This is a genomic window from Shewanella sp. 5S214 (assembly GCF_041439795.1).
Taxonomy (GTDB): Bacteria; Pseudomonadota; Gammaproteobacteria; order Enterobacterales; family Shewanellaceae; genus Shewanella; species Shewanella vesiculosa.
This window is the reverse complement of the sequence record NZ_JBGOOV010000003.1, coordinates 1-17325: the sequence shown is the minus strand read 5'-3', so window position 1 is coordinate 17325 and position 17325 is coordinate 1. Positions and strand designations below refer to the sequence as shown.

The window sequence follows — 17325 nt, the reverse complement described above, 5'->3', positions numbered from 1 at the left end:
AACCTTAATTTATCGACATGTAATGCGACATTGATTTACTAATGTCGATGGCATCGACATCTTTAACCTTCATTTAAGACCATGCCCATATGTATATAAAGCGGCTAAATCTATACAGGTGCAGTGAAATAGGTATAAAAAATCCAATGTGATATACCTTTACCGCAATGGAGACTTAACGGCGCTTTACCAGATCATTGACCCATAGTAATAGTTGTACTTACACCTTTTGCCGCGGCTTAGGCAGTGTTGTATCACGTGGTTGCTTGAGTTTTTGATGTGGTTTGCTTTTAAAGGATATTGTCGCTGTATCAATGGTATTGCTACAACTAGGCACGCTGTTACCGCGATAATTTTTACACCCCCAAAAAGTTCCTCGAGCACTTTCTCTTAAGCTCATGTCTGCGCCACAGAGGTTACACAGCGGTGCTATGTGACCACAATGTTCATCTAAGCAAACAGCAAAACCATTAGTGCGCTTGCGCGTCATCGGGCTACCACAGAGGTCACACCCCGCTTCTTGGTGATCGCACAAAGGAAAATGCGAGCATGAGAAAAATGATGAAAACTTGCCAGTTCGCGCTGTTAATGTGCCAGTCGTACATCGAGCACATTTAATTTGCTCAAATAACGTTTGTACCAATGAAGTACTGAATTCATTCAGTTCAACCTTATAGGGTTGCTGAATAAGCTCAACCACAAAGGGACTGACATTGGTCATATCCGCTAATACATAAACACGATGCTTAGCTCGAGTCAGTGCGACATAAAACAAGCGTCGCTCTTCGGCAAATTGAAAAGCTTCAGCTTGGGGCAAGAAAGCGTCGAGTAAAGGTGGGGGTATTTTCTGTGATGGAAATCCGTGTATACCTTGAGTCAGCCCCAGTATTACCACATAGTCGGCCTCTTTGCCCTTTGAGGCATGAAAAGATAAACACTCAATCGATAACATGGGGTACTGAGCATTTAACTGACACAATAGATCTTTATCGGGTAATTGAAACCAAAAACGTGCCAGTAAATAGACTGTCGGTTTCGTTATGGATTTAGTCGAGGGCTCAGTAGTAGATGTCGCACTGGCTTTAGCCACATGAACAGACAAGGCGTTCAAAGCTTGCGCTAATGCATTAGCACTCGGTTCATCTTGGCGTGCGCGCTCATTTACTCCGCGGCGTAGTATCGAGATAGCAGGATCAACCACCTGTATTAACGAATGAACCTCTTTATTAAGTTGATGCGGGTTTTTAGTCACAAAAGCGCTGGCAACTTCGCCGATACGGTTATTAAATCTAAACGTTAGGTCCAAATGAGTTTCGCTAGTCTGACCGAAATACTGGGCGAATTGCGTCGTTAAGCTGACATCTGCCCCACTGAAGCGATAAATAGCCTGCCAGTCATCACCCACACAAAAGAGTGAAGTTTCACTACTGGAGGTTTTCGATCTTGAATCTCGCAGCGCACGCACTAAACGCGCTCTAGGTTCTGAAATATCCTGAAACTCATCGACCATAATATATCGCCACGGGCTAACGTATTGGCCGCTTTGCAGATAGGCCAGCGCTTTAGCAATCATGTCTTCAAAGTCGATATCACCCGTTGCAGATAAATACTCCTGATACTGCTGTAAAATAGGTTGCAGCAATTGAAATGCTTTACGAGCTTGTTGAGGATCCGCTGCTTGGCTAAATATGCGTTGTAAACCTGTTTTATCCACACAAGCCGCTTTGTACAAACCGATTAACTGACTGAACAATTTAGCCAGTTCAGTTACCCGCCCCAGCTCATAAAGGGTGGCCAATATCGCGTCATCAGGCAAAGGCGAGTAGTTAACCTTAAATACCGTTAAAGCCTGTTCAAGCTTGTTGATTAACTGATTTTTCTTGTGCTGATAATAAAATAATTCAATACAATTAGTTTGCTGTTTTTGATGTAACTGGCGTTTCCACGCCATTGATGCCAAATACGCTGCGTTATCAATATAAGGAGCGGTATTATTGGCGGAATCGATGCCGTAATATTCAATGTAAACGTTATATTGTGGTAGGTAAAAATCAGGCTGATACTGACGAAACTCAAGCGTGCTGACATCATATTCATATTTAGCTTCATACTGATATTCAATGCCATTGCTAAATAGCCAGTTGGCGATATACAGCTCACCAAAACTTTTTACTCTTTCGCCTTTTAATGAACGAATGTCGTTGTCATGTAAATATTCAAAATACTCACCTTCAGTTGAAAATTCGAATGGGCTTTTTTCAACGTAATAGTAACGGCTAAAATAGTCGAAAAGGTGTTTACGGTAAGACTCATTTTCAATCAACGTTTCTAATCTATCATGCACCCATTTGTCTTTGGCGGGTTCATCATTTACCCACGCTGATAAGCTTGGTTTTACACCTTCAACCTCGGTAATAATTTTTAAGCCTAAACTATGAAACGTGCTGGCTTTAATGTCAGCAGTACCAAGTTTGTGTTTAATCCGTAGATCCATTTCTTTGGCGGCTTTTGTACCATAAGCCAACAATAGAATATCATCCGCTTTCGCTTGACCGCTGGCGACTAAATACCCTGCACGGCCAACCATAACACTGGTTTTACCGGTTCCGGCACCCGCTAACAGTAGATTGTTATCATCATCAATAATGCAGGCGCGGCGCTGTTTATCCGTTAATGGATTTGATTCAACACTATCGAAAAAATCAGCAAATGCCACTAACTGCGATTGAATATAATCTTCACGCAAATGCTCTACATGCGCATTCTTCCAATGGTAAAAATGGTGTAATTGAGTTAATGCCGCGCGTGTTTTAGGTGGTAATTCAACACTTGCACTCCACGGAAACCAACGGCGATATTCGCGCGCGATTCTTGAACTCATTTTCGCTAGCAATGACTGACGTAAATAGCGCTTCGATATGGCTTTTTCAATCCGTGCTATCAAATCATACAATGCTTGTTCATGGGATAACGCCCACAGTAATTCGACTTGGAGTTTAAAATGAGAGCGAGCAAAATAACTCAGAAATGGAATTTGATAGCTCACGCCAGAGGCGGTAAAACTTAATAAGCTACCCAGTAAGCTGGCACTAAACAGTGGTGGATGATCTAACTGCTGCCAAGATACATGCTCAAGATTCGTCAATGGCAAACGCGATAAAAATAGACTCTGGGTTGGAACAAAGCTTATGCCCTCTGCCGTTATCTCAAGCGCATTGGCATTGCGATGATATAAATGTCCGAACCAACTGTGAGGAATAGGGTTAACTGAATATTGTGCTGACAATGTAAAACCTACGACTAAATGGTTTCTGGAATTAACCAACTAATATATAAGATAACTTTACAGTAAATAATTCACAATTGCGGATTTAATTTAAGTACTAAAACAGCTGATTGGTTAATTAACCTCCAGCACAGCCGAACTGATGATCTTCCTTTTGTGGGCAAAACTTCATACAGTGATCATATCTATTTTTATCTACTGATTGCATAAGACGATATGGAGCCTAAATGTCACCTCATCATTACCCAACGTTTGCCTTAGACGACATTGCTAACTTACATGAATCAGCTCAAGTTGAATTTAAATTAGCAGGTGGACGAGACGGCAAGGGTACATTGCCCGAAGGCATGTGGGAAAGCTATAGCGCTTTTGCCAACACCTTAGGTGGTGAAATTATTTTAGGCGTAAAGGAGCAACAAGGTGAGTTTACTATTGAGGGGATTGTTAATCCTATGCCGATGCTGAGTGAAATTTGGCAAATATTACACGATCCGAAAAAGATCAGTCACAATATTTTAGCTCCAACTGATGTACAAATTATTGAAATTATGACGAAAAAGCTTATTCGTATCCATGTGCCATGTGTCGATGTAAAACTTAGGCCTATTTATGTTGGTACTGATCCGTATAGCGGCACCTACTTTCGTGTAGGTGATGCCGATATGCATGCTAGCCGCGAGCAAGTAGAACAAATGAGCCTTAAAGCAGGCATAGACCTAAAACGCTAACGTCACCCTAAAGTAAGCCTAACAGAAGATCTAAATGATTAATTTCAATGTGTGGCAAAACCGGTTGAGCTTTTTTATGCCGTTGCTGCATACAAGGATTTAACCACACAGTTTGGCACCCTGCCATTTTTGCCCCAGCAATATCAGACAGCGGATGATCACCCACATGCAATAATGCTGCAGGCTTAATATCCAGTTGACGGCAAGCGAGGCTAAACATGTCGGCAGCAGGCTTCATTTTAACTCCGTGGCCTGGATGAAGCACAAATTTCATGACCTTATCTAAGCCAATACGTTGGCTGTCGACATTGCCATTAGTAATACCAATAAGCTGATAGCGTTGACTTAAACGCTCTAGTACCTGCAATACATTATTATCAACGGTAAAGTTACTACGATGATGGGTAAAACATGCCATGCCATCTTGGGCCCCTTTGCTGGCTTCAACTTCGCTATAACCAAAGTGTAAAAGGCCTTGGCGCAACATGGCATAACGGGCTGCAGTGGTATCGTGTACTAACTCTGGATGATGAATAAATAACTGATGTTTAAGTTGCTGCCATTGATCTGCCCCCCATGCTGTAGTGGCGGGATAGGTTTGATTAATTAGCGAAAACAGTTCATCGCTGGCATGTAATACGTAAGGAAGATTATTATAGAGTGTGTCGTCTAAATCAAAACTGATCGCGCTAAACGGTTGTAGACGTTGATACTGGATCATTGATGCTTTAAGTAATGGCGTTGTCATTATTTCCCCCTGTCTTTTTTCGCTCTTGGATGCGCGTTATCGTACACTTTGGCAAGGTGTTGAAAGTCTAAACTAGTGTAAATCTGCGTGGTCGATAAGTTAGCATGACCAAGCAGTTCTTGTACGGCACGTAAATCTTGACTTGATTCAAGCATATGGGTTGCAAACGAATGACGCAATTTATGTGGGTGAACTTTTACCGCCATAGCTTGTTCCTGACCCCACTTAGCCATCCGCGCTTGAATACTGCGATGAGATAATCGTTTACCTTGGCTACTGACAAATAATGCATCACCCGCTTGACTACAAGGTAACTGGCTGCGGCAGTTTAGCCATGCCGTTAATGCATTTAAGGCTAGTTTGCCAATGGGCACAACCCGCTGTTTACTGCCCTTACCCAGCACTTTAACTTCGCTTTGATCAAACTTAATGTCAGCGCAATCTAGGCTGGCGAGCTCAGCTAAACGTAAGCCACTGGAATAAAATAATTCCATAATAGCTTTATCACGTAAGCACAACGGATCGTCACCCTCGATAGACAACAAATGACTGACGGCATCGACATCCATATTTTTTGGCAAAGGTTTGTTTTGTTTTGGAGCACTTAAGCTGTGTGCTGGGTTAACCGTTATGGCACCTTCGCGCAATAGGAAATCAAAGAACTGTTTTACGGCTGACAAACACAAAGATAACGAACGTGGACTCAAGCCTTTGCGGTGTAATGTTGCCAACATAGATTGTAGCTCGTCGCGGGTAACATCAATAAGCTGAGTTGATTCGGTTAAGATGCCTTCAACCCTTCGTAATTCAAACATATAATTACGCACGGTATAGCTTGATAGTTGCCTTTCTGAAGTTAAATGTTGGCTAAATATCGTTTGCCAGTCTGTTGGCTGCATCACAATGCTCCCAGTACATGAACGATTGGAGTACGCTGTGCATCCTAAACAACACACTGAGCATTAACTATTACAGTTGCGGTAGCTTATGGTCTAACAAACGACGCAATTGGCTAAATAGCAATGAGTCCATATCAGGATGAAAATGAGTGGGATCTTTACTGGCAATGGCAAATATCACCTGGCCATTGTCATCAGATAATTTAGTCAATGCTACAGACCCCACATCACTGCCAAATAAACGTTTAGATTCTGATTGCGTGAGCCGCCCAAAGTAATAACCGCTTTGGACACGATGACGCCAAATTTTTGCTAATTCGCTGTCAATATCGTGCACCGTAATCAACCTAACGTGACTAAAGCCAAACTCAGTTTTTAATCCTTCAGACAATACTTGACGCAGCTCGCCTAAGTCTTGACTTGCAAGCATTTTAAACGATAACTCAGTATTAAATTTAAAGATTCTCTCATTATGAGTCGCTATGTTCATCAGCGAAGTAATTTCTTCTTCAAGCTGATTGACGCGCTGGCGAAGCAGCTCTTGTCGACGCTCAACTAATGAAACCGCACCACGTTCTGCATGCGGAACACGCATGGCCACTAACAACTCTGGATAACGATTAAAAAAGTCAGGATTATCTAACAAGTATTCGCGGATCAGCATTTCATCAAAAGGGGCTTGTTGCAAACTGGCCATCATGTCGACAGCAAGATCTTGGCCAATTGAATTGATATCTTTGGCTTGTGCACTGCTAACCGTATTGCCTGCCACTTCGTTAGCTAAACTGACTTCGGAGGTAATCTCACTCATAGTTGTATTTGTCCATCATATACATGTTCTGCCGGGCCCGTCATCCACAGAGGTTTACCCTCGCCGTCCCAATTAATGACTAAGCTACCACCAGGTAAATCGACTCTCACCTGCTTATCAAGCTTACCCTGTAATTGACCAACGGCTGCTGCAGCGCATGCGCCCGTGCCACAGGCTAGCGTTTCTGCTGCGCCACGTTCATACACGCGCAACTTAATATGCCCAGGGTTAATGACTTGCATAAAGCCAACATTGACGCCCTTAGGGAAGCGTTCGTGGCGAGTTAACATACTGCCAATTTCATCAACCTTGACGGTTTGCACATCTTCAACCTCGATAACGCAATGGGGGTTACCCATAGAAATAGCGCCACACAGGTAAGTTTGCATTGCGGTTTGCAGTAAGTAGGTCTTTTCGCTTTTTTTAGCTTTAAACGGAATTTGGCTTGGTTCAATAACGGGAACCCCCATATTAACTGTGATGTTACCATCACGCTCTATCCGCAAAGTAATTTTACCTGAGTTAGTACTCACCCGAATTTTATTTTTTTGGGTGAGGCCTTTATTGCGAACAAAACGAGCAAAACAGCGTGCACCATTGCCACACTGCTCAACTTCACTGCCATCGGCATTAAAGATGCGATAATGAAAATCTAAATCAGGATCATAGGGCGGCTCGACCAACAATAATTGATCAAAACCAATCCCAAAATTTCGATCGGCAAGACGGCGAATTTGTTCAGGCGAAAAAAACACATTTTGTGTTACACCATCAACGACCATAAAGTCATTACCCAGTCCGTGCATCTTAGTGAAATGGATCACAAAAGTTTCCTTATAAAACGTTATGCCGTTTGCTTATTGCCTATGGCAATAAATATTCGCCTTGCCAAAGTTGTTGTAGCGTTTCGCGCTGACGAACAACAAAATCATCACTACCATCAACCATAATCTCCGCGACTCTTGGACGAGAGTTATAATTTGAGGCCATCACAAAACCATAAGCACCACTTGAACGAACGGCTAATAAGTCACCCGCTTTTACCGCTAACTGCCTGTCTTTACCGAGAAAGTCACCAGTCTCACATACAGGACCTACAATATCATAAGCGAAAGTTGGCGCATCATTTTGTTGTACCGGAATAATATTTTGCCACGCACTATAAAGCGCAGGGCGAATAAGATCGTTCATGGCACCATCGACAATCGCAAAACGCTTATCGCTATTTTCTTTTAGGTAAAGCACTTGAGTGACGAAAATACCTGCGTTAGCCGCAATCGCACGACCCGGTTCAAAAATTAATGTTAACTTACGACCATTTAGACGATCGAGTAATGCTGCGGCGTATTTATCTGGATGCGGCGGAGTTTCACTATTATAGGTAACCCCTAAGCCGCCACCCACGTCAAAATGTTCAATCTTAATACCTTGCTCACCTAAACGGTCGATCAACGCCAGCATGCGATCCATCGCATCTAAAAAGGGTTTAATCTCGGTAAGCTGTGAACCAATATGGCAGTCGACACCTTTTACATGTAAATGAGCTAATTCAGCGGCACGAGCAAAAACCGTATCAGCCTCATCCATGGCGATGCCAAATTTATTTTCTTTAAGACCTGTGGAAATATAAGGATGAGTACCAGCATCAACATCGGGATTAATCCGCAAAGAAACCGGTGCCACTTTACCTAAGCGCCCGGCGACGTCATTAAGCTGTTCAAGTTCAGCACTGGACTCAACATTAAAACAGTAAATACCAATGTTTAGGGCTTGCTCCATTTCGGCAACCGTTTTGCCCACACCAGAAAAAACCACTTTTTTAGGGTCGCCGCCCGCTTGTAATACACGCGAGAGCTCACCACCAGAAACAATATCAAAACCACTGCCTAAACGGGCCAATACATTTAACACTGCAAGGTTTGAATTCGCCTTAACCGCATAACAAATAAGATGAGGATGATCAGCAACGGCATTATTAAAGGCATGCCAATGGCGCTCTAATGTGGCACGAGAATAAATATACAACGGCGTACCGTGTGTTTTAGCCAGTTTTGCTACATCGCAGTCTTCTGCGAATAGTGAATCATTTTGATATGAAAAGTAATCCAAAATGCGGTCCCTTATAAATGCTATTCTTGTTGTGAGGTTGAAGGTTGAGAGTCGAGCACCTCTGTTTGCTTGGGCACATCTGTGCTGGCAGATTTTGGGGCGACTTTATTGGCCACTGGCTCAGGAGTTTTGTATAAAACGCCTTTTTGACCACATGCGGTTACAAATAGGCTAGCAAGCATAATAAATAAAAGCAGTCTCATTTTTTTCAACATCTGTGCATCTAGTGAATAATGGTCTTATAATCGCATTCATAACGCAGAAAGCAAAGGATAGAAATACATGGCTATTACAGATACTGAGTTTCATCGATTAGCCGATGAAATGTTTGGCGAAATAGAGAACGCGGTAGAAAAAGCAATTGACGAGCAAGATGCCGATGTCGATATTAATGCCAGCGGCAATGTTTTGCAGTTGGCTTTTGAAGATAATTCGCAAATCGTCATCAATAAACAAGAGCCTCTTCATGAAATTTGGCTGGCGACAAAATCAGGTGGTTATCACTTTAATTACAATGATGGCAAATGGTTAGATACCCGTAATGGATTAGAATTTATGTCTTTTGTGATTGATGCCATCAATAAACAAAGCGGTATTTTGCTCGAGATAAACGCATAAACCACACAATAACTTAGTGTGTAATAGCACTAAGTGAGTGATTAAATGGTCATTGAATTTGGGCTTGTGCTTAAAATGCTGAGCCCATTTCATCTACTGACAAGCCAAATGGCATTACGGTTAATTTACCTTCAATATGCACAAGTTGAAAAAACTGCGGCATATTAAAAACAGGCCGGTGCTGTTTTTGTTCGTCAAAGACATACAAATGGCTTTCTTTAGCCACAAAATCATTGATACTGGTATGTTGATATTGTAAATGTTCAAGCTGATTCTTCTCGTCTGCAATAAACACATCAAGCACTTGCTTACGTTGACGGACAAAATATTGCTTAGCATCCATGACAATAAATTTGCGAATCACCGATGGTACATTAACGTTAGTATCATCCACGGTATAAGGTAGTGGTAACTCATGAGTGTGATCATTTCTGACCTGTGCCACAACGTCAGTCTTGCGATACATCATACCTAACGCATTAAAGTACATACTGTATTGTTGATCGCCCATAATTATTGGATGCATCAATGTATTGCTCTGATTGACCTTTTTCATTAAACCATAACATCGTAATAATAAGGTTTTAAGCTGATTAAAAATCGGTTGTTTTAGCTTAGATGAGCAACTAATAATCGATAAATCAACTTGGTCATTTGAACGCTTTAATCCCAGAATAATAAATGAAATAGCTTCAAGTAATGCGGTATTGCCATTAAAACGATGGCTTTGCCATTCTCCCCAGCTGTTTAAACACACAACCGCCACCGACGACAACATACTGATTTTTTTCTGTCCAAAGGAAAGAATATTGGCATTAATATGTTCCAACATCAGTTCTTGCTCATTCAATTGAGTGGTCGGATCTTTATCCATATTGGTAATCAACACAATTTTTTGATAGCACCAAGGTTCGCATAAATCACGTTTATAGACAGTGGGTACATTGTGCATAATAGGGATAAGTTTACGGGTTAGGTAACTCAATTTATCTGTCCGTCTTTTACCTCGCCCAACTTGAAACCACTTAGTATCGGTAGTTGCGAGCCCATTTAACACTGACCACGCAACTAAACTGCATATATTATCCGCTTCATGGATGGGATGATTATCGAACTCATGTCCTTGATTATCTGTAACAGCTTGAGACGGATCCTGTTCGACATAAGTTTGGCGATAGAGATAAAAACGTGATGCTTGCTTGCAATGAAAGATAGTCAACGATTTTTCAGCTGTCGATAAACTCCAAAGTCGGTTTAGAGGCTGTATTAAATGGTCATCATCACTAAAATAAGTATGTAATTTACGAGCCAATAAGCCGAGTTCTTCAACTCGCATACGTTCACTTAAGGTTTGTTTTGAAGCAAATTTCAATAGATTTTTGTAACTGACTAATAACAGTTCACTGAGCTGCTGGTTGAACCATTTCAACTGGCCAGCATGCCAATAAGGACTATTATCCAATGTGGTGATTAGCTCATGGCTCCAGCCCCATTGTTTAACCAGGCTGGCCATTTTTTCAACCCGCCAGTCTGTTGCACTATTGGTAGGTGACAAACTCGATAAAGTGATACCAGACTTTAAATAAAAACAACGCCTAACGATCTCTAAACGGTTATCATCACCTTGAGCTATCAAGTAAGTTTCAATTCTTTGATACAGCAATAAATAAGCGTCATTAGCAACACTAAAATCTTGATCTAGGCAATATTGCCAAAGTTGTTGAGTTATTAGTCTTGTATGGGGATATTCTGAGGCATAAGTTTCCAATAACAACACTTTTAACAAGGCTTTATGAGGTTTATTGAGCCCTTTATAGAGCTGCCATAATGAGGCGCCAAAATACTCTGCCGCAGGTAATGAATTGACATTGCCAAGATAAAGTAAGTTGGCATTAGACTGAGTATCTTGGCTTTGTGCATCGGGCCACCAAGCCACAGTTTTACCGGCGAGCCTAATATGAGAACGGTAAAACTCTTCTAATAATAACCAGTGTTGGCTACTGCCACTGTGCTCTAATCCTACTGGTTGGCAATTATCAAATGCGCTGCATTCTCTAAATTGCATCGGATGTACTAGATAAAAATTCACTTCAAACTCAAAACCGGCAAACCAGTCACTGATGAGTTTGTTTTTATATTCAATGAGTTTAAGTTGTGCTTGAGTCAGTTTACTATTGTAAACCAACCAGATATCGAAATCGCTTTGAGGATTTTGCCCAAAACTAGCAGTACTGCCCATGGCATAGATACCTTCAAAAGCATCAACGCTTGAATCAATCGCGGAGGGTACAGACAAACATAAGGCATCACATGCTGCAATCATTGCGTCTGACAAATCAAACCCATGAACACCACACGGCGTGTTGGGGTCGATAATACCGGACACATCTATTTGATTATGATGTATTAAAAAAGGAATTATATGAAATAAATGCTGCTGCAAATCAGGCAGAACATTAGTCACTCTAGTTAATCTAATGTTATTTAGTTTCTCAGCTAAATCCTTTTGATAATATGCCGTTTTATCGGTCAAGACTCACTCCATTTACGCTTTTTGCTACACAAACTATTTGGTGACAAATTTTTCTAACACACTCGAACCTAAGCTCAAATTTTCGACCAAGGTCACGCTTTCGTCAAAACAGTGATCATCGTAGCATTTATTTTGTATTTCACCAGTAGTTGTTCAACAAGATGAATCACAAATAAGCCCTACAGACTTCAAACAATTACCATCGATTTGTTACATCCAAGCGAGAGCGGTGATAGCATTACTCCATTGAGGCTATCTAATGGATCTACTACCATGTCTGAAAATATAATTCGTATCGCAACACGTAAAAGCCCACTGGCAATGTGGCAAGCTGAATTTGTTAAAGCTGAACTTGAACGCATTCACCCCGATCTCACGGTTGAATTATTACCAATGAGCACCAAAGGTGATGTCATTTTAGATACTCCTTTAGCTAAAATTGGTGGCAAAGGGCTATTTGTTAAAGAGTTAGAAGTCGCGATGCTTGAAAATCGTGCCGATATTGCAGTGCACTCAATGAAGGATTTACCAGTAGATTTTCCTGAAGGTTTAGGCCTACAGGTAATTTGCGAACGTGAAGATCCACGCGATGCTTTTGTATCAAATAGCTATAAATCCATTAGTGAATTACCTCAAGGCGCGGTTGTGGGCACCTCAAGTCTGCGCCGTCAGTGTCAAATTAGAGCCGCTCGTCCAGATCTTATTATTAAAGACTTACGCGGTAATGTTGGTACCCGTTTAGCCAAACTCGATAGTGGTGATTATGATGCTATTATCCTGGCTGCTGCGGGATTAATCCGCTTAAAACTCAATCAACGAATTGCAGGATTTATCTCTGCAGAAGAGTCACTTCCAGCCAATGGACAAGGTGCTGTCGGCATTGAATGTCGTCTAAATGACGAGCGTGTTAAAGCATTACTCGCACCACTTGAACATTTAGAAACCCGTTACAGAGTGCTGGCTGAACGAGCAATGAACACTCGCCTAGAAGGCGGATGCCAAGTGCCTATCGGTGCTTTTGCTGAAATTCAAGGCGATAATTTAACCCTACGTGGTTTAGTCGGCAATCCTGATGGTAGTGAAATAATAACGGGTATGGTATCGGGTTCTAAAACTGATGCCGTTGCACTTGGAGAGTCTCTTGCAGAAGATTTACTTAGTCGCGGGGCTAAAACTATTTTAGATGCTGTTTATGCTAGTTAAGAGATAACTGGCCATGAAAGTCTTGCTAACGCGCCCACAAGGGCGCAATCAAGCAATGGAAGAGCAACTCTCACAACGAGACGTTGCTTATCTTGTTACCCCACTTTTAGCGGTAATTGAAACAAACGAATCAATGAGCAATACTACTTTAGCCCACACTGATAATTTGCTCTTTATTAGCACTAATGCCGTCGATTTTGCCGCCACTAAACTCCACAATTCATTCCCACAGCACTGTCGCTATTTCGCTGTTGGTCAAGCAACCGCCGATAGCCTAGCTCACTATAATATCCAAGCGATTAGCTCGCCCGAAGAAAGCCAAGATAGTGAAGGTTTATTATCACAACCCCAATTACGAGATGTCGATCAGCAGTCATTTATTATTGTACGTGGATTAGGTGGACGTGAAATGCTCGCTGAACAATTAGCGCTTCGAGGTGCAAAGGTGAACTATTGGCAGGTCTATCAGCGCGTGAGACCTAAGCTCAATGCAAAACAGACCATTCAACAATGGCAATCCTTCGGTATTGATACCATTGTGGTCACCAGCGGCGAAATATTATCCAATTTAGTTGACCTTGTCCCAAAAGAATTATTTGCATGGTTACGTGCATGTCATATCATAGTGCCTAGTCATCGCGTCGAATTACAAGCAAAAGCAATGGGATTAAGCCATATTACCAATGCAAATGGAGCAAATACTCAAGCTATACTCACGAGTCTTGCGTTATAATTTGTTATTGTATTGTTACCTTGCATCGACACACATTTTCTAATATTGCTTATATTGGTTGTATTTTTGCTTTCAAGGACTGTTCATGGAAAACAATAAAAAAGATCCAAACTCGCCAGCACACAAGGATGAGAAAGTGATTTCTCCTGCGCAAAATCCAATAGAAAAGCCGCTACAGGCAAAAAAAGTCAATGCAACGAGCCAACAATCTGCTGACAACAACAAAAATAATCAGACAAATTCTCCGGTAAATAACAGCCGACGCAAAGCTAAACCTAGCTCTTGGTGGATCCGTATTGGGGTATTATTCAGTTTACTGGTTGCCATTGTTGCTGTGGCGTCTTGTTACTGGCTTTATTTGCAGCTTAGCCAACAAATTCAAGGCCAAACTCAATTAGAACAAAGTATCACTGAACAAGTTACACAAAATAAATCGTTAAAATATGAATTACAACAAACCGTCATGGCTTCCAATAAACGCTTTGGTACGTTAGAGCAACAACAGCTGAACGATACTAAAGCTTATGCAAAATTAGCTGAACTACAGCAATCAAATAAACAACTGCAAGAACGTGTAGCTGTTATTGCCCAGCGCAGTCCTAACCATTGGATGGCATCAGAAGCCGAATATTTAGTTCGCATGGCTGGCAGAAAACTATGGTTAGAAAACGATCCGCAAACAGCAATTGGTTTATTACAGTCTGCAGATGAACGTATCAGTGCGATGAAAGATCCTGCATTAACTCTTTTACGTAAAGCCTTAGCTGAAGACATCATTAAAGTTAACGCATTAAAAACCACTGACATAACCAATACCATCTTTGACTTAGATAATATTATCAATGATGTAGAAGGTTTACCGTTAAATCGTGTGGATGATAATTTTACAGAAAATAAAAACACCCAGGCAGTCACCGACTCCATTGATGATTGGCAACAAAATCTCGCCACAACCTGGCATGACTTAACTGATGGTTTTATTACTATCCGCAAACGGACCACTGATTTGGAGCCGCTGTTATCACCGGAACAGCAATGGTATTTAGTTGAAAATATTCGCAACAAATTATTGCAAGCACAATTAGCACTGTACCGATTTGACCAAGTGAATTATCAGCAATCTATTGCTTTAGCAGACAAGTGGTTACAACAATACTTTGACTTAACAGATCCAAAGACTAAAGCAATAATTGCGTCTTTGGATAAACTAGCCAAGGTTAAAGTTGAAAAAGTGACTCTTAATAAATTTCAAGCCTCGCCACTACTCCAGCAGCTGGTTACCTATGGTGAAATAATGCCTACACAGGAGCCAGCACAATGATTAAGACGCTGGTTTATGTTGTTCTCATTTTAATTGGACTGTGTCTCAGCCCACTTATTGTTGGACAAAGCGGTTACGTTTATATCGCAATTGGTGACTATCAGATTGAAACTAGCTTGGTCATAGGTGTTGTGGGGTTAATTGTATTTTATTTTGCGCTGCAATTACTCGAGTGGTTAATTTTATTATTATTAAATATGCTACTTAGCAGTCGCTACCTGCCAGAGCAATGGCGCAGAAAAGCGGCTAAAAAGCATACTTTAACCGGCGCTTTAGCACTGGCTGAAGAAGATTGGCCTGCGGCTGAAAAAGCCATGGCTAAAGGTGCTGAAAAAGGTGAAATTCCAGTATTAAATCTTTTTGCGGCAGCAAGAGCAGCTCACTATCAAGGTGATATTACTGCGAGAGATCATTATTTAACTCAAGCAGAAAATAACCCTATTGCCAAGACAGCGGTTTATACATCGCGTACCCGCTACTTAATGAAGCAGGGGGAGCTCACTCAAGCTCGAGTAGTACTTGATAAACTAAATCCAACAAGTAAAAGTAGTGCACCAGTACTGAAACTAGCACAAGAGTTATATTTGCAGCAAAATGATTGGCAGGCATTAAAATTGTTGTTACCAATCCTGAAAAAACGCCAATTACTTTCTGAAACTGAGTTCAACCAATTAAACACTAAAACCAACAGTATTTTAATGGTAAATGCAGCTAAGACTTCTGAAGCAGAATTGAATAAATGTTGGCATTGGTTAAGTCAGTCGGAGCGTAAACAAGATGAATTAGTTGTCGCTTATGCTCATGGATTAACTCAGTATGGGTATAAAGATAAAGCAATAAAGTTAATCATTAAACAACTTAGCGCTGCACCATCGGCGACTTTATTTGCCGCAATACCTGATTTGATCGATGCACAAGATCAAGAGGTGCGTAAATTACTCAGCCGACTAGAAACCACTCATGAAAATGATGCTGACTATCAAATGTGTCTGGCAAAGCTTGCCATTCAAAGTCGTGACACTAAACAAGCTAAAACTCATTGGCAAAATGTCTGTCGTATAGCACCAACACATCAATCATGGTTAGCGTTAGCGCAAGCCCAAGAACAGTTAGGTGAAAACTCTTCTGCGGCAAACAGTTATCGTAATGCTGCAAACATAATCTAAGCAATAAAGTTATTTTTAAGCTCATCTCAAAGCCTACAATCTCGTAGGCTTTTTTAGTTATTCTGCTTCATTTTTGTTATCTATGCCGATATAAGGAAATAAACGAGAATATGCCACTACAAGTAATTACGACTTTTTTATGACGTAAAAATATATAGGACTCATACGTCAAAAAATTAATACTTTGTTTTATATGCTTATTATAACTAGCTTGTTTAGAAACGCCTTAACGTCAAAAAATTGACTACCATTGTGGTAAGTGATATTATTTGACCTAATGTTTATAAAATAATTTTAATGTTAATACTATTATTATATTAAGCAAATATGATGCAAATTAACTCATTGTTATCTTAAGTATATAAAGCTGTTGGGAGCTTCAAATGGAATCAATTACTACGTCAAAAAATGGAATACTTTCTGCTTCAGAAGGTACAGTAACAATAACAATTAACAATGAAACCAAGGAATTACAACTTGGCCAGACAATTCCTGCTGGAGCATTAGTTTCAGGCAGCAATGAGTTTGCTTTTGTTATTACATTCGATGACGGCACTATTTTTAATAGTGCAGATACTCCTGATGATGCCATTATCGAGCAAGTAGCAGATCAACAAGCTATAGATGAAATCGCAGCCTTGCAGACATTAATTGCATCTGGCGAAGATCCAACAGCAAACCTACCAGAAACCGCCGCTGGCACCCCAACAGCCAACCAAGGTGATTTTGGTTATGTCTCAGTATCAAGAGATGGTGCAGAGACCATTGCGAATACAGGCTACGACACGACAGGACAAACTGCTACCCCAACAGCAGTGACTCAAGAAGAAGTGCTTATTGAAAATGATTCCCCATCGGTTGTATTAAATGACGTCATTACAGTTAGCGAAGATCAAGTTGCTTCTGGAAATGTTTTAGATAACGACAGCGATACTGACTCAAGTTTGAGTGTAGTGAGTTTTGAAGTAGATGGACAAACCTATCCTGCGGGTACAGAAATCGAGCTTGAAGGTGGCGTGCTCGTTATCAATCCTGATGGTTCTTTTACTTTTTCTCCTAATGAAGATTGGAATGGCCAAGTGCCGGTCATTACCTATACGACTAACACTGGTGAAACCGCGACGCTGACCATCGAAGTCACACCTGTCGATGACGCATCTGTGTTGGCCA

General features: G+C 41.1%; 15 protein-coding genes. 7 read left to right on the top strand and 8 right to left on the bottom strand.

Going from position 1 to position 17325, the window contains the following annotated elements:
- Nucleotides 1–220 precede the first annotated feature (220 nt).
- Entirely contained in the window at nucleotides 221–3286 is a 3066-nt protein-coding gene (locus ACED29_RS02430; protein ID WP_371696933.1) for a UvrD-helicase domain-containing protein, read from the bottom strand.
- A gap of 227 nt (nucleotides 3287–3513) precedes the next feature.
- On the opposite strand from ACED29_RS02430, the gene ACED29_RS02425 reads away from it, so the two are divergent.
- The gene (locus ACED29_RS02425) at nucleotides 3514–4014 is read left to right on the top strand and encodes a helix-turn-helix domain-containing protein (RefSeq protein ID WP_371696931.1); all 501 of its coding nucleotides are present in this window, start codon (nucleotides 3514–3516) and stop codon (nucleotides 4012–4014) included.
- Between the two features lie 7 nt (nucleotides 4015–4021).
- Here the strand turns inward: ACED29_RS02425 and ACED29_RS02420 are convergent, their stop codons facing one another.
- From ACED29_RS02420 to ACED29_RS02395, 6 genes are all read right to left on the bottom strand, one after another.
- Nucleotides 4022–4762 (bottom strand): HAD-IA family hydrolase, encoded by a 741-nt coding sequence (locus ACED29_RS02420; protein WP_124017237.1) that lies wholly within the window; start codon nucleotides 4760–4762, stop codon nucleotides 4022–4024.
- Nucleotides 4762–5661: a tyrosine recombinase XerC gene (gene xerC / locus ACED29_RS02415; RefSeq protein WP_124017236.1), complete on the bottom strand. Its 900-nt coding sequence runs from the start codon at nucleotides 5659–5661 to the stop codon at nucleotides 4762–4764. Before xerC ends, ACED29_RS02420 begins: the two co-directional genes overlap by 1 nt.
- A 70-nt stretch (nucleotides 5662–5731) precedes the next feature.
- The gene (locus tag ACED29_RS02410) at nucleotides 5732–6358 is read right to left on the bottom strand and encodes a DUF484 family protein (protein WP_182741635.1); all 627 of its coding nucleotides are present in this window, start codon (nucleotides 6356–6358) and stop codon (nucleotides 5732–5734) included.
- 110 nt (nucleotides 6359–6468) lie between these two features.
- Entirely contained in the window at nucleotides 6469–7296 is an 828-nt protein-coding gene (gene dapF / locus ACED29_RS02405) for a diaminopimelate epimerase (RefSeq protein WP_124017235.1), read from the bottom strand.
- Between the two features lie 40 nt (nucleotides 7297–7336).
- Complete coding sequence (gene lysA / locus ACED29_RS02400) at nucleotides 7337–8581, bottom strand: diaminopimelate decarboxylase (protein WP_182741629.1); 1245 nt, start codon at nucleotides 8579–8581, stop codon at nucleotides 7337–7339.
- 20 nt (nucleotides 8582–8601) lie between these two features.
- Nucleotides 8602–8784, bottom strand: a complete 183-nt coding sequence (locus tag ACED29_RS02395; RefSeq protein WP_165870137.1) for a lipoprotein — start codon at nucleotides 8782–8784, stop codon at nucleotides 8602–8604.
- Between the two features lie 79 nt (nucleotides 8785–8863).
- Here ACED29_RS02395 and cyaY point away from each other — a divergent pair, with 79 nt between their 5' ends.
- Nucleotides 8864–9199 carry an iron donor protein CyaY gene (gene cyaY / locus ACED29_RS02390; RefSeq protein ID WP_124017232.1) on the top strand — a complete coding sequence of 112 codons (336 nt, stop codon included), beginning with the start codon at nucleotides 8864–8866 and terminating at the stop codon, nucleotides 9197–9199.
- Between the two features lie 70 nt (nucleotides 9200–9269).
- On the opposite strand, the gene ACED29_RS02385 is transcribed toward cyaY, so the two are convergent.
- Nucleotides 9270–11732, bottom strand: a complete 2463-nt coding sequence (locus tag ACED29_RS02385; RefSeq protein ID WP_371696927.1) for a class I adenylate cyclase — start codon at nucleotides 11730–11732, stop codon at nucleotides 9270–9272.
- A 273-nt stretch (nucleotides 11733–12005) separates the two neighbouring features.
- On the opposite strand from ACED29_RS02385, the gene hemC reads away from it, so the two are divergent.
- From hemC to ACED29_RS02360, 5 genes are all read left to right on the top strand, one after another.
- Complete coding sequence (gene hemC / locus ACED29_RS02380) at nucleotides 12006–12935, top strand: hydroxymethylbilane synthase (RefSeq protein WP_124017230.1); 930 nt, start codon at nucleotides 12006–12008, stop codon at nucleotides 12933–12935.
- Nucleotides 12936–12948: 13 nt separating this feature from the next.
- On the top strand, nucleotides 12949–13668 hold the full coding sequence (locus tag ACED29_RS02375) for a uroporphyrinogen-III synthase (RefSeq protein ID WP_182723333.1): 720 nt from the start codon (nucleotides 12949–12951) through the stop codon (nucleotides 13666–13668).
- Nucleotides 13669–13753: 85 nt separating this feature from the next.
- Nucleotides 13754–14989 (top strand): uroporphyrinogen-III C-methyltransferase, encoded by a 1236-nt coding sequence (locus ACED29_RS02370; protein ID WP_371696925.1) that lies wholly within the window; start codon nucleotides 13754–13756, stop codon nucleotides 14987–14989.
- Complete coding sequence (locus ACED29_RS02365; protein WP_371696923.1) at nucleotides 14986–16155, top strand: heme biosynthesis HemY N-terminal domain-containing protein; 1170 nt, start codon at nucleotides 14986–14988, stop codon at nucleotides 16153–16155. Before ACED29_RS02370 ends, ACED29_RS02365 begins: the two co-directional genes overlap by 4 nt.
- A 383-nt stretch (nucleotides 16156–16538) precedes the next feature.
- Nucleotides 16539–17325, top strand: a 787-nt coding sequence (locus ACED29_RS02360) for a retention module-containing protein (protein WP_371696922.1), incomplete at its 3' end; no start/stop codon positions are given.